Below are 24,894 nucleotides of genomic sequence, written 5' to 3' on the forward strand. Positions count from 1 at the left end.
CCACCTCCCTCTGGAGAGGTTTTGCGTTTTACAGTGGCGTCGTTGGTTGGCAGTTCCAAGGCAGCAGCGCTTCGTAGGCTTCAACGCTGTTGGCCAGCGGCAGGCGTTCGAGGACATGGCGCAACCAGGCGTAGGGCTCCTGGCCATTGGTCTTGGCGGTTTCCACCAGGCTGTAGAGTTGGGCGCTGGCGGTCGCGCCTTTCGGCGTGTCGCTGAACAGCCAGTTCTTGCGACCTATGACGAAGGGCCGGATCGCGCGCTCGGCAGCGTTGTTATCGATCGGCAGGTGGCCAGCCTCGATGTAGCGTTCGAGTCGGCTCCAGTTGCTCGCCAGGTAGTTCACTGCTTTGCCCAGGGCATTCTGCGCCGTGACCTGCGGCTGGGTTTTCTCCAGCCAGGTCTTGAGCTGATCGAGGAGCGGTAGGCTGTGCTGCTGGCGGCCCCGGTAGCGCTGTTCATCGCTGGCATCCTTAAGTTCGCGCTCGATGCCGTAGAGCTTGTTGATCATCCCCAACGCGATGTCGGCACGCCCGGTTTTGCCCTTCGGTTGCACCTTTTGCGCTTCGACGAACTTGCGCCGCGCATGCGCCCAGCAGGCCAGGCGCTCAACACCTTGTTGTGCGGCCACGGCGTTGTAGCCGGCGTAATCGTCGGTCATCAGGTAGCCGCGATAACCGTCGAGCAGGCGCAGCGGCACCTCCTGCGCGCGGCTGGTTGTGTAGTCGAAGAGGATCACCGGTTTGCCAGGCGGGCCACCGGTCTGCACCCACATCCAGGAGTGGCTGCTCGGATCGCGCCCAGGCTCCTTGAGCACCTGCACGCGGGTTTCATCGCAGTGGATCACCGGACTGTCCAGCAGCCTGTCGCGCATCAGGTTGAGCAACGGTTGTAGCAGTTCGCCGCACTGGATCACCCAGCGCGCCAGGGTCTGCCGGGGGATGTCGATGCCATGGCGACTGAGCATCTTTTCGAAGCGATACAGTGGGATGCCGTCGGCGTATTTGCTGGTCAGCAGCATCGCCAGCACGCTCGGGCTGGCCAGCCTTTTCTCGATCAGTTGGGCCGGTTTGTCAGCGGTGACCGGCGCGCTTTCGCAGGCCTTGCAGGCATAGGTCTTGCGAATGTGGCGGATCACCTGAACCTGCATCGGGATGATTTCCAGCTGCTCGCTGGTTTCTTCGCCGATGGCCTGCTTGCGGCAACCGCATTCGCAGGTCAGTTCGTGTTCGGGCAGTTCGTGGATGACCTCGACACGCGGTAGTTCGGCCGGTAACGGCTTGCGCTTGCCGCGGCGCTTGGTCGGCGCAACGACTTCTTCCTCGACCTCAGCGGCCGGAGCTTCAGCCGCCGCTTCGGCCAGGCTTTCCGCTTCGTTGAACATCTCTAGCTGCGGTGAATCCGGGTCGCTGCTCTGCTCGGATTTACGGCCGAACAGGCGCTGGATCAACAGCGCGTTTTGTTCGCGCAGGCGCTCGATCTGCCCATCCTTGTCCTTGGCCAATTCCTGCGCCGACGACAACACCTCAGCGAGCAATTGCTTGAGCGCGGCGGGGTCATCAGGAAGGGTTTCGGGCACAGAAATCATGCCGTGGATTATACCGGCTCAGGTGACGAACCTAGGGGTCAAAACCTGGTGCGGCCGGTTGCGCCACAGGTCGATACCGTCCAACAACCAGTTCAACTCCTGGGCCGTCAGCACGATCGCATCTTCGCCAGGTTCCGGATGCGACTTGAAGCGTTCAGCCTCCAATCGCTTGAGCCACAGGCAAAAGCCGTTGCGCTCCCAATACAAAATCTTCACCCGGCTGCGCGCGCGGTTGAGGAAGACGAACAGCACCGGGTCGAACACCGCCACCTTGATATCCAGCTCGACCAGGGCGGCCAGGCCATCGATGGATTTTCGGAAATCCACCGGCTTGGGGTATAGATAGACTTTTTCGACTTTGGCGTCGGGGCGCATCATGACGGCTGGCTCCAGAAAGAAATTGGAGCTCAGCATTGGCTGGCCTGCGGATCATTTGTAGATGAGGTTTATGGAGCGCTTACATTGATCTTAAGGCTTACAACGGATGGAGCGTCGAGGAAATTGATCGCAATGCAGCTACTGCATCCAGCGGTGCAGAGCACGCAAAGCTTGGTGAGGCACTCCGTAGGGAAAAGCGCATCCATCGAATTCTTGACGCTGAAGTGCTCAACCACATCCAAGTCGATGACCTGAAACGCAAGAGTGATGGAGGGAAATCCCTGTCCGACAGCGAGCAGGATGGAATAACTCGTTACTTCATTGAGCATTTCTACTACACACCTGTCACTTACGAACTCATCGTCAAAGATGATGAAAGCAAGCACCAAGAACAGATTCGCATGTTCGAGCAGGTTATTGCAGGTGAACTCGGGACGACTACAAGAGAGAATGAACTTCGTTCCAAGGTGCGACTGCTGGTTGAGCTGTATAAATCTGCTGGAATTTTCTCCGGCTCCGAATTTGACACCTCGGCAACGATCTCAAAAGAAAGTTTGAAGCCATTCGTGGCAGTCTGCAAAAAGCAGAAGGTGAAAATCGAGCGTGTTCTCGGCGTTACTCTTCGTAATGACTACACCGGTAAACCGATGCAACAACTCAGTCAGTTTCTGGGAATGTCCGGCATCAAGACGTTGAAGCAAAAATCGGCAAAGAAGAACAGTCAGAAAGTCTATCAATACAAAATTGACGCTGTTGCCCTTGGTGAGATTCAAGAAATCGTGAAGCGGCGTAAATCCAAGTCGTCACTGCCATAAGCGACCGAAGCTAATGGTCTGACCTGTTGCCCACTCACGTATTGGAATTGATGGTGGAGTTATGCGGGTTACAGAGCAATCCATCATGGGCGTCATCAAGCGAGGCAATTCAAAGTTCTGGTACATCCAGTTCCAGCACAACGGTCAGACCTTTATCAAGTCATCGAAGACGACTGACAAGAAAATTGCCGAGATGATAGAGGCGGATTGGCGGAAGAAGTTGATTCTCAACGAGGTTGTTGGAATTAAGGACCGTGCTGATTTCGATGAAATTCTAAGGATGGTCTGAAATAGCCCGATATTTCAGGCTGACTTCAGCCCTTGCTGATTTTTAAAGCGACGATTCGAGGAGAAACGATCAAATCGTCCGCTCATTTCAGTGTTTCTGGTCGCTGCGATAACCTCGCCGCAACCATTTCCCACATTACAGGCGCACCTCTCCTGCATTCGTCAGTAAATGTCGACGGGCCATCCACAGGTTCGACAGGGCGAACAGCGTTACCAGTTGTGCGGTGTTTTTGGCCAGGCCACGGAAGCGCGTCTTCACATAACCGAACTGGCGCTTGAACACGCGAAACGGATGCTCGACCTTGGCGCGCACTTGGGCTTTGGCCTTCTCGATCTTGCGCTTGGCTTTGTATAACCCGCTGCGCTTATCGAGCTTCCTGTAGGTGCTGCGGCGTGCCGCCACCTGCCAGATTACCTTCCGACCTTCATGCTCCGGACGCTTTTCGACACCGGTGTAACCTGCGTCAGTACACACCACGTTTTCGTCGCCGTGCAGCAGTTTGTCTACCGTAAGCGCTCCATAAACCTCATCTACAAATGATCCGCAGGCCAGCCAATGCTGAGCTCCAATTTCTTTCTGGAGCCAGCCGTCATGATGCGCCCCGACGCCAAAGTCGAAAAAGTCTATCTATACCCCAAGCCGGTGGATTTCCGAAAATCCATCGATGGCCTGGCCGCCCTGGTCGAGCTGGATATCAAGGTGGCGGTGTTCGACCCGGTGCTGTTCGTCTTCCTCAACCGCGCGCGCAGCCGGGTGAAGATTTTGTATTGGGAGCGCAACGGCTTTTGCCTGTGGCTCAAGCGATTGGAGGCTGAACGCTTCAAGTCGCATCCGGAACCTGGCGAAGATGCGATCGTGCTGACGGCCCAGGAGTTGAACTGGTTGTTGGACGGTATCGACCTGTGGCGCAACCGGCCGCACCAGGTTTTGACCCCTAGGTTCGTCACCTGAGCCGGTATAATCCACGGCATGATTTCTGTGCCCGAAACCCTTCCTGATGACCCCGCCGCGCTCAAGCAATTGCTCGCTGAGGTGTTGTCGTCGGCGCAGGAATTGGCCAAGGACAAGGATGGGCAGATCGAGCGCCTGCGCGAACAAAACGCGCTGTTGATCCAGCGCCTGTTCGGCCGTAAATCCGAGCAGAGCAGCGACCCGGATTCACCGCAGCTAGAGATGTTCAACGAAGCGGAAAGCCTGGCCGAAGCGGCGGCTGAAGCTCCGGCCGCTGAGGTCGAGGAAGAAGTCGTTGCGCCGACCAAGCGCCGCGGCAAGCGCAAGCCGTTACCGGCCGAACTACCGCGTGTCGAGGTCATCCACGAACTGCCCGAACACGAACTGACCTGCGAATGCGGTTGCCGCAAGCAGGCCATCGGCGAAGAAACCAGCGAGCAGCTGGAAATCATCCCGATGCAGGTTCAGGTGATCCGCCACATTCGCAAGACCTATGCCTGCAAGGCCTGCGAAAGCGCGCCGGTCACCGCTGACAAACCGGCCCAACTGATCGAGAAAAGGCTGGCCAGCCCGAGCGTGCTGGCGATGCTGCTGACCAGCAAATACGCCGACGGCATCCCACTGTATCGCTTCGAAAAGATGCTCAGTCGCCATGGCATCGACATCCCCCGGCAGACCCTGGCGCGCTGGGTGATCCAGTGCGGCGAACTGCTACAACCGTTGCTCAACCTGATGCGCGACAGGCTGCTGGACAGTCCGGTGATCCACTGCGATGAAACCCGCGTGCAGGTGCTCAAGGAGCCTGGGCGCGATCCGAGCAGCCACTCCTGGATGTGGGTGCAGACCGGTGGCCCGCCTGGCAAACCGGTGATCCTCTTCGACTACACAACCAGCCGCGCGCAGGAGGTGCCGCTGCGCCTGCTCGACGGTTATCGCGGCTACCTGATGACCGACGATTACGCCGGCTACAACGCCGTGGCCGCACAACAAGGTGTTGAGCGCCTGGCCTGCTGGGCGCATGCGCGGCGCAAGTTCGTCGAAGCGCAAAAGGTGCAACCGAAGGGCAAAACCGGGCGTGCCGACATCGCGTTGGGGATGATCAACAAGCTCTACGGCATCGAGCGCGAACTTAAGGATGCCAGCGATGAACAGCGCTACCGGGGCCGCCAGCAGCACAGCCTACCGCTCCTCGATCAGCTCAAGACCTGGCTGGAGAAAACCCAGCCGCAGGTCACGGCGCAGAATGCCCTGGGCAAAGCAGTGAACTACCTGGCGAGCAACTGGAGCCGACTCGAACGCTACATCGAGGCTGGCCACCTGCCGATCGATAACAACGCTGCCGAGCGCGCGATCCGGCCCTTCGTCATAGGTCGCAAGAACTGGCTGTTCAGCGACACGCCGAAAGGCGCGACCGCCAGCGCCCAACTCTACAGCCTGGTGGAAACCGCCAAGACCAATGGCCAGGAGCCCTACGCCTGGCTGCGCCATGTCCTCGAACGCCTGCCGCTGGCCAACAGCGTTGAAGCCTACGAAGCGCTGCTGCCTTGGAACTGCCAACCAACGACGCCACTGTAAAACGCAAAACCTCTCCAGAGGGAGGTGGGGTCTATGGAGCGTTTACTAGTGAGTCGTGGGCTAGCTGCGCTGCAAATCTTCCAAACTGAACGGCGGCGGGGTATCCGGCCAGTCCAGCTTTAGCCGTTCCAGCTCTCGAGCCAGCAGGCTGGCCACCAGCCAGTCGCGCACCCAGCGATGATCCGCCGGAATAACATACCAGGGCGCTGCGTCGCTGTGGCTGGCTGTTAACTGCTCGGCCCAGCGCTGTTGGCGCAGGTCAAATTCGCAGTAGGACTGCAGGTCGCTGCTGTGCAGTTTCCAGCGTTTATGCGGGTGTTCCAGGCGCTCCTGCAGGCGGCGCCTTTGTTCATCTCGGGAGAGCTGCAAAAAGCATTTCAGCGGCTGAATCGACTGGCTGAGCAGCTGCGCCTCGAAGGTCTGAATGGCCTGCTGGCGCGCGGGGAGTTCGGCGGCACTGCACAGGCCATCCAGCGGATCGCTGATCAGCCCTTCGTAGTAACTGCGGTTGAATACCCCGAGCAGGCCCAGCTCAGGCAAACGCCGCTGGTAGCGCCAGAGAAAGTCATGGCGTTGCTCGCAGGCATTGGGCTTTTGAAAACTGTAAATGCGCAGGCCCTGGGGATCGAAGCTGCTGATCACCCGGCGAATCACGCCATCCTTCCCGGAGCAATCGGTGCCTTGCAGGATCAGCAGCAAGGCATTACGCCGGTTGGCCCAGAGCATGCGCTGTCGCTGGTTGAGCCAGGGCCGCAGTTCGGTCAGGGCTAGCTGCGCCGCCTGCTTGTTCAGGCCGAAATCGCGTGCCGGATCCTGGGCGAAGGGTGCTGCCGGATTACAGCGGCAGGCATCCAGCAGGCTATCCGGAAGGCGGCTCATGGATGTGACAGGCCGTTTAAAAACGTAGGCGAGGCAGTCGAGGCAAGGCAAAAGCAGGCGAAAAAGCGGAGTTTACTGGTGTAAATGAGCATTTTGAGCCTGTTTTTAACGCCGCCTCGGCAACGTAGGTAGTTTTTCAGCGGGCTGTTAGTTTTTGCGGCGCTTAAGCTGATCGGTAAGCTGCGTCGGCAGGTTGCGGATCACCAGAGTGTCAGTGCCTTCGTCGTACTCGATTTTCGAGCCGAGCAGGTGCGCCTCGAAGCTGATCGACAAACCTTCGGCGCGCCCGGTAAAGCGCTGGAACTGGCTGAGGGTGCGTTTGTCCGCTGGAAACTCCGGGGCCATGCCGTAATCCTTGTTGCGGATATGCTCAAAGAAGGCCTTGGGCCGTTCTTCGTCGATCAGTCCCGATAGCTCGTCGAGGGTGATTGGCTCGCCTTGTTTGGCCTGGTTTGCGGCATAGCTGACCAGGGTCTTGGTCTTCTCGCGGGCCTGTTCTTCGGGCAGGTCTTCGCTCTCGACGAAGTCGCTGAAGGCTTTCAGCAGGGTGCGGGTCTCGCCCGGACCGTCGACGCCTTCCTGGCAACCGATAAAGTCGCGGAAGTATTCCGAGACTTTCTTGCCATTCTTGCCCTTGATAAACGAGATGTACTGCTTGGAGTGGGCGTTGTTGCGCCATTCGGAGATGTTGATGCGCGCCGCCAGGTGCAGCTGGCCCAGGTCCAGGTGCTTGGCCGGGGTCACGTCCAGCGCATCGTTCACCGCCACGCCTTCGCTGTGGTGCAGCAGGGCAATGGCCAGGTAATCGGTCATGCCCTGCTGATAGTGGGCAAACAGTACATGGCCGCCGGTGGACAGATTGGACTCTTCCATCAGCTTCTGCAGCTGCTCGACCGCCTGGCGGCTGAACGTGGCAAAGCCCTGACCTTCATCCAGGTAGTGCTTCAGCCAGCCGCTGAACGGGTAGGCACCGGATTCTTCATGGAAAAATCCCCAGGCCTTGCCCTGCTTGGCGTTATAGCTCTCTTTGAGGTCGGCGAGCATGTTCTCGATGGCTTGCGAGGCAGCCAGCTCGGTGTCGCGAGCATGCAGCACGGCGGGGGTGCCATCAGGCTTCTTGTCGATCAGGTGGACGATGCAGTGGCGGATCGGCATGGGGCTAGGTCTTCAACTCAGTCGTAGGGGGATGGCTCCTGGGGCGTTGGCGAGGCCAACGCGGAGCCGATCTAGAAAATGTGCGCAGAGTTTACCTGAGTACAGGTTTCTCTCCATCTGTCAGCGGAACGCCCTGGGTCGCTCGCGCCCTGGCGCCCATTATTGCTGTCAGATTGGTAAAACGTTCGATGCTGGCCAATGGCTCCCATATTCGTCGATAAGTTCTTATTTTCAAGAAAATTGTAGATACCGGTTCGCGAAGATGAATATCCACGTCTAGGTTATGTAGCGTCCACACGACGCAGTAAAGGGACGTATCGCGGCAGTGTCACAAGCGCCGCCGCACCTAAAAAACTCCATATATGGATTGGAGGCAGCATGCATAACAAGATTGTGAAAAGCGGCTTAATAGTGGGAAGTCTACTGGCGGCGATTTCGGGCGAGGTGCTCGCAGAGTCGAACAAAAGTAGCAGCCAGCTGTTCAATGCGTTTTGGAGCCCGACTCGTTTGGGCCCTCTGGAATGTCGTTTCGGCCTGCTCAACAGCACTACACTGGGGTTGCCGCGCTGTATGCAGGCGAGCAACACCTCCACTCACTTGCAGATGTTCAAGGACATTGCTCAGGCCAATGGTGGCAATCGGGCTGCAGGTTTGCCGGGTTACCAGCGCTCGATCGACTACGTGAAGTCCACCCTGGAAAGTGCCGGCTATCGCGTAGAGGTTCAGCCATTCCCCTTCACCGCCTATTACCCACAAGGGCCCGGCGAGCTGCAGGCCTTGGCGCCGACGCCGGCGGTGTATGAGTGGGATGTGGATTTCACCTACCTGTCGCAAACCGAAGACGGTGACGTCAGTGCGCCAGTGGCGGCGGTAGATATCGCGCTTGGCGCTGGAAACCTGTCCAGCAGTGGTTGTGAGGCGGAGGACTTTGTCGACTTCCCCTCTGGTTCTATCGCCTTGCTGCAGCGCGGCGCCTGTAACTTCCAGCTGAAAGCGGAGAACGCCGCTGCGGCCGGAGCCTCAGGGGTAATCATCTTCAACCAGGGCGATACCGAGGACCGCAAGGGCCTGCTCAACGCTACTCTGGGTGACAGCTATGCCGGCGGTGTTCCGGTGTTCTTCGCCACCTACGATGTCGGCGTTGGCCTGGCGCAGAGCGCAGAGACCCAGGTGCGCATGCTGGCTGACGTGGTGCGCGAGCGTACGCAGACCTTCAACCTTATCGCCGAGAGCCGCCACGGCAATGCCAATAATGTGGTGATGGCCGGGGCTCACCTCGACTCCGTGTATGAAGGCGCGGGTATCAACGACAACGCATCAGGCAGTGCCGCGTTGCTGGAGCTGGCGTTGCAGCTGCAGAAAGTGCGGCCGAAGAACAAGCTGCGCTTCGCCTGGTGGGGGGGCTGAGGAGTCGGGGTTGGTTCGACTTACTATGTCAGCCAGCTGCCGGCCGAGCAGAAGAGCAAGATCAAGGCGTACTTGAACTTCGACATGATTGCTTCGCCCAACTTTGCCTACTTCATCTATGACGGCGACGGTTCTGCGTTCGGTCTGCAAGGCCCACCCGGTTCGGCAGCCATCGAGAAGCTGTTCGAGGAGTACTACAAGCTGCGTGGCCTGCCTTCAGAAGGCGATGAGATCACCTTCCGTTCGGATTACGCGCAATTTTTCCAGGATGGCATCGCCTTTGGCGGCTTGTTCACGGGAGCAGAGGTACTGAAAACGCCTGAGCAGGCGAACCTTTATGGCGGTACGGCGGGGGTCGCGCTTGATCCGTGCTACCACGCCAGTTGCGATGACCTGAACAACATCGCGCAGCGTGCCCTGGAGATCAATGGCGATGCGATGGCCTTTGTGACCAGCTGGCTGTCGTTCTCCACCAAAGTGGTCGATGATCAGATTGAAGCCGCCAAGGCCGAGAAGAGCGTGGCGCGTAGTGTGCAGAGCTACGACATCACGCACTGGGGTAAACACTGGATCAAGTGATCGGCTGAAATGCAAAACCCCGGCAGAGCTAAGCTCTGCCGGGGTTTTCTTTGTCTGCGATAAATCTGGGCGGCGGCTTGTTCTGCAGGCTTAGCTGGCCACTAACTGGCGCTGCTTCAGCGCATTCAGGCGCTCGATCATATAGCGCAAGTGCATATGCAGCTGGTACAGCTCGTTGGAGTAGGACAGTGGCACTTCGACCCGCGCCAGTTCGTCTTCCAGGCGTTCCAGGCGAGCGATTTCGGAGTCCAGGTCGCTTGGTAGTTTGCCCTTGTACAGCTGCTGGTCGATTTCGCGCAGGTGTTTGTACCAGCGGTAGATGCGTGCGCGGATGCGCCACTGGTAGATCGGGCCGATGGCCTTGAACAGCGGGAACAACAGCACCAGCAGCGGGATGGCCAGAATGATATAGCGGTCGGCCAGCGAGGCGATGCGAAACGGCAGGTAGCGCTGCAGAATGGGCAGGCCCTTGTCGTAGTAGTACTCGGCCTCGCTCAGGGTGTTTAGTGACAGTGGCGGTTTGGTTGGGTAGCTGCCGGCGGGGTCGAGCAGGCTGCCATTCTTCAGCACGGTTTTTGCCGCTTCGAGGATCAGTGGGGTTAGCGAAGGATGAAACTCTTCGCCGGCCACCAGAGTGGCGACCGGGCCGAGGGTGACGATATCGCGATCAGGGCTGTTGTGCGCCATATCCAGCATACCTTCGCCTACTTCCAGGCGGCTCAGGTAAGGCAGGCGTGCCAGATAGGCCTCGGTGCGCCGCAGGCTGACCAGGCGTACCTTGGGTTCTGCGGCCAGGCGCTGAATCAGTGCGTTTTCCGCCGGGCCGACAAAAAAAGCGGCATCCAGTTTGCCGGCAATCAGCGCATCGGCGGCGCGACTGCCTCCCAGTTGTTGCCAGCGCTTGGGGTATTGCGGCGGTTCGATCCGATTGGCGGCGAACAATGCTGCAGTCACCGCCTGGGTGCCGCTGCCCTGCGAGCCAACCGCCAGGCGCAGTTTCATCAGATCGCTCAGGCGTTCGAATTTGACCTTGTCACCGAGAAACAGCCACAACGGTTCGCGGTACATCACGCCCAGGCCATTAAGCTTGCCGCGAGCCTCGGCGCTTAGAGTCAGCTCCTGGCCGCTCTGTACCAGTGCCAGCTCCACTTCACCGCTGCCGAGTTTGCCCAGGTTGTCTTCGGAGCCGGCGCTCTCAACCAGCTCCAGGCTAAAGCCCTGCAGTTCCAGCTCCGCCTGCAGGCGCTCGCCAAATGCATGATAGCCACCACCCACGGCACCGGTCGCCATGCGCGCATGGATTGGCGGCGGCGGCGCGGCGAAATAGAACAGCGCGCCGACCAGTCCGGCCAGCACCGGCACTATCCACAGGTTGGTGAGGATCAGGATTTTCAGATCATGGAGAATGCGGCGCATGGTCAGTCCTTGTCATCAGTTGGGCTCAGAATAGCCGCAATGACTGACCAAGCTAAATGCCGAGTGTGTTCTGATCAGTTGCTCACGCCAGCCAGGCGCATGCTGCGCTGTTCGCGCCAGCGATCGAGTAACCCGAGTACCACCAGCAAGCCCAGGGCATACCCGGCATCCATGCCCAGCATCAGCAGCACCAGGGCGCAGAGCAGGCAACTGAATGCGGCCAGCCAGCGCCAGATACCGCGCAGCAGCGCCATGCCTGCGGCCATGCTCAGCAGGTAAATCACAACGAAGTTGCCATTGGCGTAGCGAATCAGGTCGTCCACGGTCAAATTGAGCCACTGAGCCAGGCTGGCGCACAGGGCGCAGCTGAGAATCACCCACAGCAGGGCGCGGGCCGGTACGCCGTGGCGGTTGCGTTGGGCCAGGGCAGCCGGCAGTTTGCCTTCGTCGGCCAGGCTCCAGATCAGCCGGGCGAAGCCCTGCATATAGACGTTCATCGAGGCGAAGCAGGCCAGATAGCCCACAGTGGCGGCGATCCAGCGCGCCTGCTCGCCCAGCAGCAGGTCGAGCATACGCGGCAGCGATGCGGCATCCGTTGTGACGTCGCCGTAGCTATGCAGGCTCAGCACCGCCACCGAACAGGCCCAGTACACCAGGCCCGCCAACAGCACGCCAAATAGCTACGCCAGGGGGAAGTCGCGCTCGGGGTTCTTGAACTCTTCGCCCATATGGGTAAAGGCCTCAATGCCGACAAAACACCAGAACATCACCCCCAGCGCCGCCGGCAGTAGATGCCAAGAGCCGCTAATTGGCGGCAGCAGCGGCTGGCTGGGGGCGGGCAGATCACCGACCCACCAGATCAGCGCGATGGTGGCGATAATCGCCACGGCAATCGCGCCCTGAATCATCCCGCTTGCCTTGGCCGGACGTTGGCCGAGCAACAGCATGGCTGCGAGGGTAGCCAACTGGATCGCTAGGGCTTGGCCGCGGCTGAGATCGAACAGCGCCTGCCAGAAACCGCTGGCGATATTCAGCGCCGCCGGCAAACCCACCGGCAGCACGGCGAGGAACAGCAGGGCGCTGAGGCGCTCCATCCGTGCCCCAAAGGCGCGGCCAATCAGGTGCGGCGCGCCGCCGGCATGGGGAAAGTGGCGGCCCAGCTGAGCAAAGGTAAATGCCACCGGCAGCACCAGGGCGATCAGCAGCATCCAGGCCCATAACGATGCCTCGCCTGCAGCGGTGGCTGCCAGCGCCGGGATCACGAAAATCCCGGTGCCCAGTAGCGAGGTACTCAGCAGGCCAATCCCTTGCAGCAGGCCCAATTCCTGGTTCAGACGACTCATGTTGTATGCTCTGGCGTTTTGCCGGCTATGGTAGGGCGCGTCCCTGCAAAACACCGCCGTAGAAGTGTCGGCGTTGCCCGGCAGAATGACGGAATTGGCCGTCAAATTGCTTTTTGCCTGAGAGTTGCCGTGGACAAGTTTGATCAGCAGATACTCGCCCTGTTACGCGCCGATGCGCGTTTACCCGTCAGCCAGATCGCCCGCGAGGTCAACCTGTCGCGTTCGGCGGTCAGCGAGCGGATTCGTCAGCTGGAACACAGTGGCGTGATCGGCGGCTATCACGCCCAGGTGGCGCTGCCGGGTGAGGCGGCGATCAAGGCCTATCTGGAGCTGTTCTACCAGGACGGGCGCTGCGAGCACTATGTTGAGCTGATGCGTGTCTACCCCGAGGTGCGCCGCTGCAGTGGCATCAGCGGCGAGACCGATATGCTGGTGGTTATCGAGGCCGCCTCAATGCAGCGCCTGAGCGAGATTCGCGGCGAGATCGAAAACTTCCCCGGTATGCAGAAAGTGAAGACCCATATGGTGGTCAAGGATTGGGTGTTTTGAGCATGCGCATTCTGCACACCTCCGACTGGCACCTCGGCCAGCACTTTATGGGCAAGACCCGCCAGGCCGAGCATCAGGCCTTCTGCGCCTGGCTGATCGAGCAAGTATGCGCGCACGGGGTCGATGCCGTGCTGATTGCTGGCGATATCTTCGACACCGGCGCGCCGCCCAGCTATGCCCGCGAGCAGTACAACCGCTTTATCGTCGAGTTGCGTGGCACCGGCTGCGAGCTGGTGGTGCTCGGCGGCAACCATGATTCGGTGGCCATGCTCGGTGAGAGCAAGACACTGCTGGCGCAACTGGGTACGCGGGTGATTCCGGGGGTTAGCGAAAGCCTCGAAGAGCAGCTGCTGGTGCTGCACCAACGTGACGGCTCGCCCGCTGCAATTCTCTGTGGCATCCCCTTTATCCGCCCGCGCGATGTGTTGCAAAGCCAGGCCGGGCAGAGTGCGCAGGACAAGCAGCAGTCGCTGCAGCAGGCGATCCAGCAGCATTACCAGGACCTCTATGCCCTGGCCGAGGCCAAGTGCGCCGAACTGGGCGGCGACCTGCCGATTATTGCCACTGGGCATCTGACCACTGTGGGTGCCAGCGCCAGCGATTCGGTGCGCGAGATTTATGTCGGTAGCCTGGAGGCCTTTCCCACCAGTGCCTTTCCGCCGGCGGCCTATATCGCCCTGGGGCATATCCACCGGCCGCAGAAGGTCGGCGGGCTGGAGCATATCCGCTACTGCGGCTCGCCCATTCCCCTGAGCTTCGATGAAGCCAAGCAGCAGAAGGAAGTGTTGCTAGTCGAGCTGGATAGCAGTGGTTTGCGCCAGATCAGCGCGCTGCTGGTGCCGCGTTTTCAGCCGTTGCTGTCGCTGCGCGGTTCGCTTAAAGAGTTGGACGTGCAGATCAAGCAAGCGGCAGAGCAGGGCAGTGCCGAACAGCCGGTGTGGCTGGAGGTGTTGGTCGGTACCGACGATTACCTGAGCGATTTGCAGCTGCGTATCGCCGCCCTATGCGAAGGGCTGCCGGTGGAAGTGCTGCGTATCCGCCGCGAACGCGGTAATGCCAGCGCGAGCTTGCAGGGCCAGGCCAAGGAAACTCTGGATGAGCTAAGCGTTGAGGATGTATTCGCGCAACGGCTTAGTAGCGAAAGCCTGGATGACGCTGAGCAGCAACGCTTGCTGGGGCTGTATCAGCAGGTGGTCAGTGAGCTGCGTGAGGGCGAGCTATGAAGATCCTTAGCCTGCGCCTGAAAAACCTTAATTCGCTGAAAGGTGAATGGAAGATCGACTTCACCGCCGAGCCGTTCAAGGACAACGGTTTGTTCGCCATCACCGGGCCGACCGGCGCGGGCAAGACCACGCTGCTGGATGCCATCTGCCTAGCCCTGTACCACCGCACGCCGCGTATTAGCTCGCTGTCGGATAAGACCAATCAATTAATGACCCGCCACACCGCAGACTGCCTGGCTGAGGTCGAATTCGAGGTCAAAGGCGTCGCCTACCGCGCGTTCTGGAGCCAGCGCCGCGCCCGTGATAAGGCTGACGGTCAATTGCAGGGGCCCAAGGTTGAGCTGGCCGCCGCTGACGGGCAGATCATCACCGACAAGATCAACGAGAAGCTGCATGAGACCGAGCGCCTCACCGGTCTGGATTTTGAGCGCTTTACCAAGTCCATGCTGCTGGCCCAGGGCGGTTTTGCCGCCTTTCTCGAAGCGGGTGCCAACCAGCGCGCCGAGCTGCTGGAAGAGCTGACAGGTACCGATATCTACGGGCAGATATCCCAGCGGGTGTTTGAGCAGACCCGCGAGGTAAAAAACTCACTCGACCAGCTACGTGCCAGGGCCGAAGGGGTGGAGCTGCTTAATGCGGAGCAGCGCCAGGCACTGCAGGATGAAGTCACGCAACTGGCTGAGCAGGAAGTGTTGCTCAACGGCCAGCAACAGAGTTGCCAGCAGCAACGCCAACATGTTCTCGATCTGAGCAAGGCGCATAGTCAGCATCAACAGGCCCAGGCCCAAGAACAGCAGGCGCAACACGCCTGGCAGGATGCACAAGTGCAATTGCAGCAGCTTGCAGACTGCGCGCCGGCACTGCGTCTGCAGCCCGCTCATCAGGCCTGGCAGCAGGCCCAGCAACTGCTGGCGCAACGGCAGGATGAGTTGAACAACATCACCATTGCCCAGCAGCAGGCCACCGAGCAGATGGCCCAGCAACTGTGGCTGGCCAGTCAGTTCAGCCAGCAGTTGGTGGCGCTCAGGCAGTCGCGTATTGGCCAGCTCGTTAACCAGCAGCAGAGCGTGCAGACGCAGTTGGCGCAGCACCCGCAGCGCGCTCAGTTGGGTGTGCAACTGGGCATCTGGCGTGAGCAACTGACTGCGCGGCAGCAGTTGAGCAACGCTGTCACCGAGCAGTTGAATAGGCAGCAGCAAGAGCAGGCTGATGCGGCGCAGTTGGCGCAGCAGATACAGAGCCTGCAGGCCCAGTTGCAGCAGGCCGAGGCGGCACTGCTGGTTGCAGAGGCCCGTGAGCATGAGCAGCAAGCGGCGCTTGAGCAACTGCTGGCCGGGGAAGCCGAAGCCGTCTTGCGTGAGCACTGGCAGCGCTTGCTGGAGCAGGGGCACGTGTTGCAGCGTCTGGAGCAGATTGCTCAGCATCGTCAGGAGCTGGCCAGGCAGGCCGGGCAACTGAGCGATGCCATGCTGGAGCAGCAACAGCACAAGGCCAAGCAGGAACAGGCGCTGGTCAGCCTGCGCGAGCAGTACCGCGATCTGCAGCAGCAGGTGCGCGACAAGGAAACCCTGTTATTGCAGGAACAGTGCATTCAGGCCCTGGAGCAATACCGCGCCCAGCTACAGCCTGAGCAGGCCTGCCCGCTGTGTGGCTCCCTGGAGCATCCGGCCGTGGCGGCTTACCAGGCGCTGGACAGCTCGGTCACGGTCTCTGCGCTGGAACTCAAGCGCGAGCAGTTGAAAGCCCTGGGCGAGCAGGGCGAAGGCCTGCGCAGCACTGTCGCCACTTTGAATGAACGTATCGAACAGCAACAGGTGCAGGTGCAGCGGGTCGAGCAGGAACGTCAGCAGCAGGCCGATCTCTGGCAGCAACAAACCGAACTGCTGGGCCAGCAACTGGCGGACGCCGCCGCGCTCAAGGTTGCCATGCAGATCCATGCCGAACAGGCGCAGCAGTTGCAGGCGCGCCTGAGCCAGCTTGAAGAATGTAAGGTCGCTCTGGATAGCGCCCGTACCGCCAACCAGCAGGTGCAGGGTAGCCTGCAACAGCAGCGCACCGAGCAGGCAGTGCTGCTCAGCAAACAGGAGCAGCAACAGCGTCAGCAGCAAGACATCGCCAAGCAGTTGCAACACCTGCAGCAACAGCAGCAACAGCAGCAGGAGCAGCTGGGCGCAGCCTTGGCGCAGTTCGGTTACAGCCTGCCGGAGCAAGGTGATAGCTGGCTGCAGCAGCGCGAGGAGGAATGGGCGCAGTGGCAGCAGTATCAGCAGCAACTGGCGGAGCTGCAGGAGCGTCTGCGTGATGAACAGCATGGTCTGAGCAGCAGCCAGGAAGTAGCCGACCTCTGGCAGCAGCGGTTACATCAGCAGCCGTTGCCTGCCTTGCCGGAGCTGCCGCAGGTGGCGGATGCCCGCGAACGTCTGGCGGCTGCGCAGCAGGGCTACGACGACGCTGTGCAAGCACTAAGTAGCTGGCAGGGCAAACAGCAGACCCACAATGAACTGCTCAGCCAGGCGCAGGCGGGTCTGCATCGGCAACAGCAAGCCTGGATCGACGCGCTGGCCCTCAGCCCCTTTGCCGATGTAGCCAGCTACCAGGCGGCGCTGCTTGATCCTGAGCAGCAAGCGCAACTGACAGCCCTCAAGCAGCGTGTGGACAAGGCGCTGGCCGAAGCACAGGCACTGATGCTGTCCAGCACTCGGCATCTTGAGCAATTGCAGGCGCTACCGCACAGCGTGCTGAGCCTTGAGCAGCTTGATGAACAGTTGCAGTCTCTCAACGCTCAGCTGAAAACCCTGAGTGAGCGCCAGGGAGAGATCCGCGCCCAACTGCAGGGTGACGACGCGCGCAGGCAGGGCCAGCAGAGCCTGTTTGCCGAGAACCAAGCCAAGCAGGGCGAATACGATCTATGGCAGCAGCTCAACAGCCTGATCGGCTCGGCCGATGGCGCCAAATATCGCAAGTTTGCCCAGGGCCTGACCCTCGATCATCTGGTCTACCTGGCCAATCAGCAGCTCGAACGTTTGCATGGCCGCTACCAGTTGGCGCGGCGCAGCAGTGGCGAGTTGGAGCTGGAGGTGATCGACACCTGGCAGGCCGATGCGGCGCGCGACACCAAGACCTTGTCCGGCGGCGAGAGCTTTCTGGTCAGTCTGGCCCTGGCCCTGGCGCTGTCCGATCTGGTCAGCCACAAGACCAGCATCGACTCGCTGTTTCTCGACGAAGGCTTCGGCACGTTGGACGGTGAAACCCTGGAGGTCGCTCTGGACGCCTTGGATAACCTCAATGCCAGCGGCAAGATGATCGGCGTGATCAGTCATGTCGAAGCGCTTAAGGAACGCATCCCGGTGCAGTTGAAAGTGCACAAGGGCGTCGGCATGGGTTATAGCGGCCTGGATAAGCGCTTTGCGGTGAATGCACGGGACAATTGATCTGCGCCAGCGTTGCTTGGGCTATGCCTACCTATACTGAAACCTAGGAGCCTGTCGGACTTAACGCTGTTCTACTGCGGCAAAGCCGGAGTTGGTCATTTTTGCTGCTTTCCCTCGTTAAATAGCCAGCTATTCGCCTCGGAAAACCAGCAAAACTGCCTCAAGCCGGGCTTTCCCTCGCTACGAACGGTTAAGTCCGACAGGCTCCTGGCGCGCAGGAAGCCGCACTCGCCCTCAGGGAACGACGCTTTCACTGTCTCGGAGCATTGCCTTGGCCAAGCTGTTGATCTGCCTGCTGTGCTGCTGTTGTCTGGTTGTTGAGGCCCATGCGGCCCCACGTTCGGCCGATGCCTTGATCCTCTGTTATGAGGATCAAAACTCCTACCCCTGGGTGATGACCGACGGCAGCGGGCTCAACCTGCAGCTGCTACGGCTGGTCGACGAGAGCTTGCCGCTGCAGTTCAGCTTCGTTGCCGTGCCCTGGAAGCGCTGTTTGTCTGGCATGGCTCAAGGCACCTATGACGGCGCTTTTGCCTCCAGCTTCAAGGAGGAACGTCTGCTTCTCGGCCGTTACCCGCAGGATGCCGATGGCCGCCTGGATGAGCGCAAACGGCTGCACACCTCGATCTACGCCCTGTACCGGCGTAAGGGCAGCCCTGTGAGCTGGAACGGCGAAGAGTTTCGCCAGTTGCAAGGGCGGGTTGGCTCCCTGAGCGGCTTTTCGATTGTCGACTTTATTCGCGCCCAGGGCGCCGAGGTTGATGAAGCCAGCCGTGATCCGCTGGCGCTGTTGCAGATGCTTAGCCATAAGCGCATCGAAGCGGCTGCGCTGCAGAGCCTGCGCGGCGACTTTGTGCTGCAGAGCAATCCTGAGCTGGCGGCGCGGCTGGAAAAGGTCAAGCTGCCGCTGGAAGAGAAGGCTTACTACCTGATGCTGTCCAACGCCTATGTGGCGGCTAACCCTGCGTATGCCGCGCGTATCTGGGATGAAATTGAGCGTCAGCGCGAGTCGGTGACGTATCGGCAGCAGGTGCGGGATTTTCTGGCACGCTCTCAGCCCTGAGTCGGTTAATGCTTGGAGCCTGTTAAGGGCAGGCGCATGATCGTGCTTCGCCTCGATGAGTATTGCCGCATGGCTAAGCCTCCCGCCGCTCCACCGTCTGCCTCTGCGCTTGGGCGCTTTCTGACCTTGGCCGGTACGGCCACGCGCATCGGCGGCAGCGTGCTGGGGCAGCGTCTGCGTCCTGGGCGCAGTGGAATTGATTGGCAGCCGGTGGGCGATCTGCTCACGGATGTGCTGGGCGAGATGAAAGGCCCGGTGCTCAAGCTGGGGCAAATGGCCTCACAGTGGCAGGGTGTGCTGCCTGAGCCGGTGGCTCTGGCGCTGGCCTCGTTGCAGAACCGTGTGCCGGCCTTGCCCTTCAGCGCGCTGCGCGAACACCTGCAACAGGTGTATGGCGCGGACCTCGGGCAGTTTTTCCAGCAGATCGACGAGCAACCCTTTGCCGCCGCCTCCTTGGGCCAGGTGCATCGCGCGATAGCGGCAGATGGCCGGGCGCTGGTGCTGAAAGTGCAATACCCGGGTATCGCCGAGAACTGCCAGGCGGATCTGCGCCAGCTGCGCCGTTTGTTGCCGCTGGGGCGCTTGTTCCGCGCGCCCGCCGAACAGCTGGAAGGCTTGTACCAGGAACTGGCAGCGGTGATCGCAGCTGAGCTGGATTACCCGACGGAGATGCGCCGTCTGCAGGACTTTCGCGCGCATTTCGCCGATTGGCCGGGCTTGCGTCTGCCGCAGCCGCAGGAAGATCTGTGCCGCCCCGGTGTACTGGCGCTAAGCGAGGAGGCCGGCTTGCCGTTTGCCGAGGTTAGCCGGGCCAGTGCTGAAGTGCGTGAGCGTCTGGCCCTGCCCCTGGTGCTCTGGCTGAGTGCCCAGGCCTTCGAGCTGGGGCTGCTGCATGCCGATCCGCATCCGGGCAATTTCGCCTACACCGCAGCCGGTGAGCTGGTGGTGTATGACTTCGGCTGTGTGCAGGCGCTGTCTGCGCCGTTACTGGCGGCCTATGTGCAAACCTACAAGGCGTTGCAGGCCCGCGACGGCGAGCAGCTGGAGAAGGCCTTCCAGGCGCTCGGTACACGCCAGCCGCAATCCACCACGCCCTATGGCTTGTACCGTCAGCTGCATGGCTTGCTCGGGCCGCTGTTGCAGCCTGGCGTGCACTGGGACTTTGCCGCCACGCCGCTGCATGAACAGGTGCAGCGGCTGTTGCCCGATGTGCTGGGCGCATTGGGCAGTCTGCAACCCGCACCGGCCACCTTGCTGGTCAATCGCACGCTGGAAGGGCATTACTGGAACCTCAGCCGCCTCGGTGTCGCGCTGCCGGTGGCCGATCTGTTGCAGGTACAGCTGGTCGGGCGTTAGCGCATGCTGGTAACGGGTATGGCCTGGCCGTTTTCGATGCGAGTCAGGAAGACCAGACTGGAACCCTGGTGCTGGCGGCGTGAGAATGCCACCTTGAAACCGCCGAGGTCCGTGTCGAGGTGTTCCAGCGCATCGAGAAACGTCTCGCGTGTAGGCTCAGCGCCGGCTTTGCGCAGCGCCTGAGTAAACACCGCTGCACCGATATAGCCCTCCAGTGACGCGTGGTCAAAATCGCCAGGCTGCATATCGGCTTGATAGGCGCGCACCAGCGCCAGCGAACTATCGTCAGGTGAGGGCACCACCTGGGATATATATACCCCATCGCCGTCACTGCCGATCTCACGGATAAACCCCTCGGTGCCGATAAACGACACGCTGATAAAGCGTGTATTGAAGCCCAGCGCTTTCGCCTGTTTGATTGCAGCCGCCAGTTGCCTGTAAGTGCCGACAAAGAACACCGCTTCCGGCTGGGTGCGCTGCAAGGCCTTGATGGCAGCAGTCACGTCCAGCGAATTGCGCTGGATGCGCGCCTGCGCATGGATCTTCAGCTCGCGTTTGAGCAGCGCGCCGTTGAGGCCGCCCTTGACCGATTCACCGAAGGAGTCGTCCTGCATCAGGATGGCAATCTTGCTCAGCTTGAGGTCCTGGGTCATGTGCTCGACCAGTTGCTCGGTTTCCTCGATATAGGATGCGCGGATATTGAATACCCCGGGTTTGGCCGGTGTGCGCAGAAACTCGGCCCCAGTAAAGGGGAACAGGTACGGCACTTGCGCCCGCAGCGCCAGCGGCACCGCGGCGCGTGAGGTGGGCGTGCCGACATAGCCGAGCAGGGCAAACACCTGCCGGGTTTTCAATAGGCTGCGGGTATGCGCGGCGGTCTGGCTGGGCTCATAGCCATCGTCCCGGCTGAGCAGGTTGATACGCCGACCATGTACCCCACCTTCGGCGTTGACGCGTTTGAAGTAGGCTTGAGCGCCATTGAGCATGCCCAAACCCAGAGCTGCCGCCGGGCCGCTCTGTGCGTTGACCATGCCGATCCGTACTTCATCCGTGCTCAGGCCTGGCTCCGCTGCGCTGGCGACTCCCGGTATCAGCAGGCAGCTGATCACCAGGCCACGCAGCAGCTGTCGAGAGGTCATCGATACGCTCCTTGGCATGATCGCGGGCCACTATAGGGTCCGCTCGTCCATTTCTTCTTATTCTGGGTGTGCATGTGATTCTCTAAAACACTCTAGTCAGTTGTGCATAAAAGACCGGTTTTTACTCGCCTGTGGCTGATGCTGACGGCTCCTGCTGGTACTTGCCTTGCTGTAGATCATCGAAATAACGCTGATAACGGCCGCTGTCACGGTAGAGCTGCAGGCGCTTATTGAAGCGCTCAAGCAGCGCCGGGCTGCCTTCCAGGGCTTTCGGCAGCATCAGGTAGCTCAGATTGACTAGCAGCGGCTTCGGGTGATGGGTGATCTTGGCCTGATCTTCCGCGCTGAAGTGACTGCGCAGGGCGGCATAACCGACGTTCATCTCCTGCGGGTAGAGCACCACGCGCTCCTTGAGCAGCTTCTCGAAGTTCTGCTGGTCGTTTGAAACGCGCTCGATCTTCACCTTGTTCTCGGCGAGAAAGGCATCGAACTGCGGGCCGTAGCTGTATTCCAGGCCGCCGCCGAGGGTCATGCCGGTGAGGTCGTCAAAGCGTTGCCAGTCAAAGGGTAGGCTTTTCAGGTGAAAGAACACGAACTGTTCATCGAGCAATGGCGCGCTGAACAGAAAGTCCGCCTCGCGCTCGGTCTTGTGCATCCATACCGCAGTGCCGTCAAAGCGGCTTGCAGCCGCTGCGGCATAGGCCCGCGGCCAGGGTAGAAACTGGAACGTGACACGATAGCCCTCATCGGCGAGCAGGTCGCTGATCAGGTGGGCAATCACCCCGTTGTGTTGTAAGTCGCTGGACAAATAAGGCGGCCAGTCGCCGACGCTGATCTTCAGTTCTGGCTGTTCGCTGGCTTGCGCGGGCAGCCCCAGCAGCAGGCAGAACGCGACGAACAGGTTTTTCCACTTCATTAAAGCCCCTTAGGGATGGTCTGAAAAAGACTTCCTGATTTTGGCAAAATATCCGCACTCCACCCGCCGAGTTTTCCGATGAAGCAGATGACCTTCGCCGACGCCGAGTACGCCGGCAAGCGCAAGCAGACCCGCAAAGAATTGTTCCTGATCGAGATGGATCGGGTAGTGCCATGGAAAGGGTTGATCGCTTTGATCGAGCCGCATTATCCAAAGGGTGAAGGCGGCCGACCGTCCTATCCGCTGATGGCGATGCTGCGAGTGCATCTGATGCAAAACTGGTTCGGTTACAGCGATCCGGCGATGGAAGAGGCGCTGTACGAGACCACCATCCTACGCCAGTTTGCCGGGCTGACTCTGGAGCGCATTCCTGACGAAACCACCATCCTCAACTTCCGCCGCTTGCTGGAAAAACACGAACTGGCTGCCGGCATCCTGGCCGTGATCAATGGCTACCTGGGTGACCGTGGTTTGTCGCTGCGCCAAGGCACCATCGTCGATGCCACGCTGATCAACGCGCCGAGTTCAACCAAGAACAAGAACGGTAAGCGTGACCCTGAGATGCACTCAACCAAGAAAGGCAATCAGTATTACTTCGGCATGAAGGCGCACATCGGGGTGGATGACGAGTCTGGCTTGGTGCACAGCGTGGTGGGTACTGCCGCCAACGTGGCGGATGTCACCCAGGTCGATAAGCTGCTGCACGGCGAGGAAAACATGGTGGGGGGCGATGCCGGATATACCGGTGTCGAGAAGCGCCCCGAGCATGAGGGCCGTCAAGTGATCTGGCAGGTTGCAGCACGGCGTAGCACTTACAAGAAACTCGGTAAGCGCAGCGCGCTGTACAAAGCCAAGCGCAAAATCGAGAAGGCCAAGGCCCAAGTGCGAGCCAAGGTCGAGCATCCGTTTCGGGTGATCAAGCGTCAGTTCGGTTATGTGAAGACGCGCTTCCGTGGCCTGGTCAAAAACACGGCGCAACTGGTGACTTTATTCGCGCTGTCAAATCTGTGGATGGCGCGCCGACATTTACTGACGAATGCAGGAGAGGTGCGCCCGTAATGCTGGAAATGGCTGCCGCGAGGTGCTCGCGGCGGCTAAAAACACAGAAATGAGCCGGTAATCTGATCGTTTTTGATCGATTTATCACTTTCGAAATCAGCAGAGGCTGACGTCAGCCAGAAATGCATGGCTACTTCAGAGGATCCTTAGTGACAACCGGGAATATCGCCTGCATGTATTTATGCCCTAGTAATACCACTGCGCAGACGCAGATAAAACGCCATTAATGCTTCATTAAAACGTCATCGTGCGGATGAAGACTGCTGCGGATTTGTTCAATCCCCATGTCTCTGCATAAGGATAGTTACTGTGCTGCGAATCTCTACACTTTGCGCGCTTTTTGCCCTGGCTCCATTGGCCTCTGCTCTTGAGCTTAAACCCCTGGCGCTGTACGAGAGCGGCTTCGCTGCCGACACTGAAATTGTCAGCGCGCAGGCTTCGAGCATGCGCGTGATTGTGTCCAATAGCGCCGAAGGCTTGGTCGATGTGCTGCAGCTGGACCCGGCCAAGGGGCTCAAGCGCATTGCCCGGCATAACCTGGTGGCAGCCGGCACGGGGGAAATCACTTCGGTAATTTTCCACCCCAGCGAAGACCTGTTTGCCGTGTGTATTCGCAATAGCGATGGCCTGAAAAACGGTCGCGTCGAGTTGCGTTCGGTGGCCGATGGCAAGCTGCTTAATACCGTTGAAATTGGTATCTGGCCTGACAGCCTGGCGTTTTCGCCTAAAGGCGACTTCATCGTGGTGGCCAACGAAGGCGAAGGCTATGTGCGTGACGGCGAGGGTTTTCGCAGCGGTGAAGGCTCGATCAGCCTGATCGACCTGCGTGGCGGCGTGGCGGCGGCCAAGCACAGCCTGATTACCCTGCCGGACCTGAAAGGTGTCGAGGGCGCGACCCAGGCTGAGCATAAGCGTCTGCTGGAACGGGTGATCGACGGCGAAGAGTTGAAAGTGCCGTTCGGCACCAGCCCCGAGCATATCGAGCCGGAATACGTGACCTTCAGCCCGGACGGCGCGCGTGCCTACGTCAGCCTGCAAGAGAACAACGCGATTGCGGTGGTTGATGTGCTGCAAGGCAAGCTGGACAAGGTGTTTGGTCTGGGTACCGTGCGCCATGCCGCGGATATCGTCGATGACGGAAAATACACCCCGGCGGCCGAGCTGTTTGCCCTGCGCGAGCCGGATGCCTTGGCGGTGAGCGCCGATGGCCGTTACCTGGTTAGCGCTGATGAAGGCGATACCGACCCGAAAGTCGCCAAGACCAAGGCTGGCCTGCCCAGCGGTGGTGGACGCACGGTCAGTGTGTTCGATGCCATGAGCGGCAAGCTGCTCGGTGATACCGGCAGCCAGCTGGATGATATGGCCGCTCAGGCCGGTGTTTACCCGGATGCGCGCAGTCCCAACAAGGGCAGCGAGCCGGAAGGTGTGGTGAGTTTCGATGCCTTCGGCAAGCGTCTGGCGGTGGCGACCCTGGAGCGCGCCGATGCCCTGGCCCTGATCGACCTTGACCTGGCCGAGCAACCCAAGGTGTTGCAGGTGGTGGGTGCCGGTGAAGGCGCAGGCTCCGGCAACCTGGCGCCGGAAGGGTTGGCTCATGTTGAGCGTGAGGGGCGGCATTTCCTGGTCACTGGCCTGGAGAAGAGCGGCAACGTGGCGGTGTTCGAGTTGCTCAAGTAATACGCCTGTTGTGGTCAGGCGCGCTGCCTGCGTCTGGCCGAGTACCGAACAAGCCGGCCGTTGCGCCGGCTTTTTATGGCCTGCCATCCCTGGCGGCCACCCTTCGGGC

The 24,894-nt window shown here is 60.2% G+C and carries 18 protein-coding genes and 3 pseudogenes; 12 read left to right on the plus strand and 9 right to left on the minus strand.

Annotated features, from left to right (window positions below; all coding sequences use genetic code 11):
* Positions 1-28: 28 nt before the first annotated feature.
* Together tnpC (BLW24_RS15255) and tnpB (BLW24_RS15260) are read right to left on the minus strand one after the other, a co-directional pair.
* On the minus strand, positions 29-1,585 hold the full coding sequence (gene tnpC / locus BLW24_RS15255) for an IS66 family transposase (RefSeq protein WP_090375563.1): 1,557 nt from the start codon (positions 1,583-1,585) through the stop codon (positions 29-31).
* 18 nt (positions 1,586-1,603) lie between these two features.
* Positions 1,604-1,999, minus strand: a complete 396-nt coding sequence (gene tnpB / locus BLW24_RS15260; protein ID WP_244161054.1) for an IS66 family insertion sequence element accessory protein TnpB — start codon at positions 1,997-1,999, stop codon at positions 1,604-1,606.
* Positions 2,000-2,187: 188 nt separating this feature from the next.
* Between tnpB (BLW24_RS15260) and BLW24_RS15265 the strand changes: the two genes are divergently transcribed.
* Together BLW24_RS15265 and BLW24_RS15270 are read left to right on the plus strand one after the other, a co-directional pair.
* Positions 2,188-2,778 (plus strand): hypothetical protein, encoded by a 591-nt coding sequence (locus BLW24_RS15265; protein ID WP_090383363.1) that lies wholly within the window; start codon positions 2,188-2,190, stop codon positions 2,776-2,778.
* Positions 2,779-2,839: 61 nt separating this feature from the next.
* A complete protein-coding gene (locus tag BLW24_RS15270) occupies positions 2,840-3,067 on the plus strand; it encodes a hypothetical protein (protein WP_090383368.1) in 228 nt (75 codons plus the stop codon).
* Positions 3,068-3,202: 135 nt separating this feature from the next.
* On the opposite strand, the pseudogene BLW24_RS15275 reads toward BLW24_RS15270, so the two are convergent.
* Positions 3,203-3,574 (minus strand): annotated as a pseudogene (locus tag BLW24_RS15275) (transposase); the annotation flags it as partial.
* A gap of 48 nt (positions 3,575-3,622) precedes the next feature.
* Here BLW24_RS15275 and tnpB (BLW24_RS15280) point away from each other — a divergent pair.
* Complete coding sequence (tnpB, locus tag BLW24_RS15280; protein WP_244161054.1) at positions 3,623-4,018, plus strand: IS66 family insertion sequence element accessory protein TnpB; 396 nt, start codon at positions 3,623-3,625, stop codon at positions 4,016-4,018.
* 18 nt (positions 4,019-4,036) lie between these two features.
* On the plus strand, positions 4,037-5,593 hold the full coding sequence (gene tnpC / locus BLW24_RS15285; RefSeq protein ID WP_090375563.1) for an IS66 family transposase: 1,557 nt from the start codon (positions 4,037-4,039) through the stop codon (positions 5,591-5,593).
* A gap of 60 nt (positions 5,594-5,653) precedes the next feature.
* Here tnpC (BLW24_RS15285) and BLW24_RS15290 read toward each other — a convergent pair whose 3' ends face one another.
* Positions 5,654-6,472 (minus strand): PPK2 family polyphosphate kinase, encoded by an 819-nt coding sequence (locus tag BLW24_RS15290; RefSeq protein ID WP_090383373.1) that lies wholly within the window; start codon positions 6,470-6,472, stop codon positions 5,654-5,656.
* Positions 6,473-6,619: 147 nt separating this feature from the next.
* Positions 6,620-7,627: a nucleoid-associated protein YejK gene (gene yejK, locus BLW24_RS15295; protein WP_090383377.1), complete on the minus strand. Its 1,008-nt coding sequence runs from the start codon at positions 7,625-7,627 to the stop codon at positions 6,620-6,622.
* 378 nt (positions 7,628-8,005) lie between these two features.
* Between yejK and BLW24_RS15300 the strand changes: the two are divergent.
* Positions 8,006-9,613 (plus strand): annotated as a pseudogene (locus BLW24_RS15300) (M28 family peptidase).
* Positions 9,614-9,703: 90 nt separating this feature from the next.
* On the opposite strand, the gene BLW24_RS15305 reads toward BLW24_RS15300, so the two are convergent.
* Both BLW24_RS15305 and yjeH read right to left on the minus strand, forming a co-directional pair.
* Entirely contained in the window at positions 9,704-11,029 is a 1,326-nt protein-coding gene (locus BLW24_RS15305) for a TAXI family TRAP transporter solute-binding subunit (protein ID WP_090383382.1), read from the minus strand.
* A 74-nt stretch (positions 11,030-11,103) separates the two neighbouring features.
* Positions 11,104-12,372: pseudogene (gene yjeH, locus BLW24_RS15310) on the minus strand (L-methionine/branched-chain amino acid transporter).
* Positions 12,373-12,501: 129 nt separating this feature from the next.
* Here yjeH and BLW24_RS15315 point away from each other — a divergent pair.
* The 5 genes from BLW24_RS15315 (at position 12,502) to BLW24_RS15335 (ending at position 19,994) form a co-directional block, all read left to right on the plus strand.
* The gene (locus BLW24_RS15315) at positions 12,502-12,921 is read left to right on the plus strand and encodes an Lrp/AsnC family transcriptional regulator (RefSeq protein ID WP_090383388.1); all 420 of its coding nucleotides are present in this window, start codon (positions 12,502-12,504) and stop codon (positions 12,919-12,921) included.
* A 2-nt stretch (positions 12,922-12,923) separates the two neighbouring features.
* Positions 12,924-14,144 carry an exonuclease subunit SbcD gene (gene sbcD, locus BLW24_RS15320; RefSeq protein WP_090383395.1) on the plus strand — a complete coding sequence of 407 codons (1,221 nt, stop codon included), beginning with the start codon at positions 12,924-12,926 and terminating at the stop codon, positions 14,142-14,144.
* Complete coding sequence (locus tag BLW24_RS15325; protein WP_090383399.1) at positions 14,141-17,575, plus strand: SbcC/MukB-like Walker B domain-containing protein; 3,435 nt, start codon at positions 14,141-14,143, stop codon at positions 17,573-17,575. Before sbcD ends, BLW24_RS15325 begins: the two co-directional genes overlap by 4 nt.
* 271 nt (positions 17,576-17,846) lie before the next feature.
* The gene (locus BLW24_RS15330) at positions 17,847-18,638 is read left to right on the plus strand and encodes a substrate-binding periplasmic protein (RefSeq protein ID WP_208600181.1); all 792 of its coding nucleotides are present in this window, start codon (positions 17,847-17,849) and stop codon (positions 18,636-18,638) included.
* A 69-nt stretch (positions 18,639-18,707) separates the two neighbouring features.
* The gene (locus tag BLW24_RS15335) at positions 18,708-19,994 is read left to right on the plus strand and encodes an ABC1 kinase family protein (protein ID WP_090387756.1); all 1,287 of its coding nucleotides are present in this window, start codon (positions 18,708-18,710) and stop codon (positions 19,992-19,994) included.
* On the opposite strand, the gene BLW24_RS15340 is transcribed toward BLW24_RS15335, so the two are convergent.
* A complete protein-coding gene (locus tag BLW24_RS15340) occupies positions 19,991-21,133 on the minus strand; it encodes an ABC transporter substrate-binding protein (RefSeq protein WP_167360384.1) in 1,143 nt (380 codons plus the stop codon). The genes BLW24_RS15335 and BLW24_RS15340 overlap by 4 nt on opposite strands.
* Positions 21,134-21,254: 121 nt before the next feature.
* Positions 21,255-22,049 (minus strand): substrate-binding periplasmic protein, encoded by a 795-nt coding sequence (locus BLW24_RS15345; protein ID WP_090383410.1) that lies wholly within the window; start codon positions 22,047-22,049, stop codon positions 21,255-21,257.
* Between the two features lie 78 nt (positions 22,050-22,127).
* On the opposite strand from BLW24_RS15345, the gene BLW24_RS15350 reads away from it, so the two are divergent.
* Both BLW24_RS15350 and BLW24_RS15355 read left to right on the plus strand, forming a co-directional pair.
* Positions 22,128-23,108 carry an IS5 family transposase gene (locus BLW24_RS15350; protein WP_090375275.1) on the plus strand — a complete coding sequence of 327 codons (981 nt, stop codon included), beginning with the start codon at positions 22,128-22,130 and terminating at the stop codon, positions 23,106-23,108.
* A 309-nt stretch (positions 23,109-23,417) separates the two neighbouring features.
* Positions 23,418-24,785 (plus strand): choice-of-anchor I domain-containing protein, encoded by a 1,368-nt coding sequence (locus tag BLW24_RS15355; protein ID WP_139272680.1) that lies wholly within the window; start codon positions 23,418-23,420, stop codon positions 24,783-24,785.
* Positions 24,786-24,894 lie beyond the last annotated feature (109 nt).

It is taken from the genome of Pseudomonas anguilliseptica (assembly GCF_900105355.1).
Lineage (GTDB): Bacteria > Pseudomonadota > Gammaproteobacteria > Pseudomonadales > Pseudomonadaceae > Aquipseudomonas > Aquipseudomonas anguilliseptica.

What these genes read in the sequence shown, in the direction of transcription:
- tnpB (WP_244161054.1), top strand. Translation starts at nt 3,623, where the DNA reads ATGCTGAGCTCCAATTTCTTTCTGGAGCCAGCCGTCATGATGCGCCCC.
- BLW24_RS15335 (WP_090387756.1), top strand. Translation starts at nt 18,708, where the DNA reads ATGGCTAAGCCTCCCGCCGCTCCACCGTCTGCCTCTGCGCTTGGGCGC.
- yejK (WP_090383377.1), bottom strand. Translation starts at nt 7,627, where the DNA reads ATGCCGATCCGCCACTGCATCGTCCACCTGATCGACAAGAAGCCTGAT.
- BLW24_RS15325 (WP_090383399.1), top strand. Translation starts at nt 14,141, where the DNA reads ATGAAGATCCTTAGCCTGCGCCTGAAAAACCTTAATTCGCTGAAAGGT.
- tnpC (WP_090375563.1), top strand. Translation starts at nt 4,037, where the DNA reads ATGATTTCTGTGCCCGAAACCCTTCCTGATGACCCCGCCGCGCTCAAG.
- BLW24_RS15270 (WP_090383368.1), top strand. Translation starts at nt 2,840, where the DNA reads ATGCGGGTTACAGAGCAATCCATCATGGGCGTCATCAAGCGAGGCAAT.
- BLW24_RS15350 (WP_090375275.1), top strand. Translation starts at nt 22,128, where the DNA reads ATGAAGCAGATGACCTTCGCCGACGCCGAGTACGCCGGCAAGCGCAAG.
- BLW24_RS15290 (WP_090383373.1), bottom strand. Translation starts at nt 6,472, where the DNA reads ATGAGCCGCCTTCCGGATAGCCTGCTGGATGCCTGCCGCTGTAATCCG.
- tnpB (WP_244161054.1), bottom strand. Translation starts at nt 1,999, where the DNA reads ATGCTGAGCTCCAATTTCTTTCTGGAGCCAGCCGTCATGATGCGCCCC.
- BLW24_RS15345 (WP_090383410.1), bottom strand. Translation starts at nt 22,049, where the DNA reads ATGAAGTGGAAAAACCTGTTCGTCGCGTTCTGCCTGCTGCTGGGGCTG.
- BLW24_RS15340 (WP_167360384.1), bottom strand. Translation starts at nt 21,133, where the DNA reads ATGACCTCTCGACAGCTGCTGCGTGGCCTGGTGATCAGCTGCCTGCTG.
- sbcD (WP_090383395.1), top strand. Translation starts at nt 12,924, where the DNA reads ATGCGCATTCTGCACACCTCCGACTGGCACCTCGGCCAGCACTTTATG.
- tnpC (WP_090375563.1), bottom strand. Translation starts at nt 1,585, where the DNA reads ATGATTTCTGTGCCCGAAACCCTTCCTGATGACCCCGCCGCGCTCAAG.
- BLW24_RS15305 (WP_090383382.1), bottom strand. Translation starts at nt 11,029, where the DNA reads ATGCGCCGCATTCTCCATGATCTGAAAATCCTGATCCTCACCAACCTG.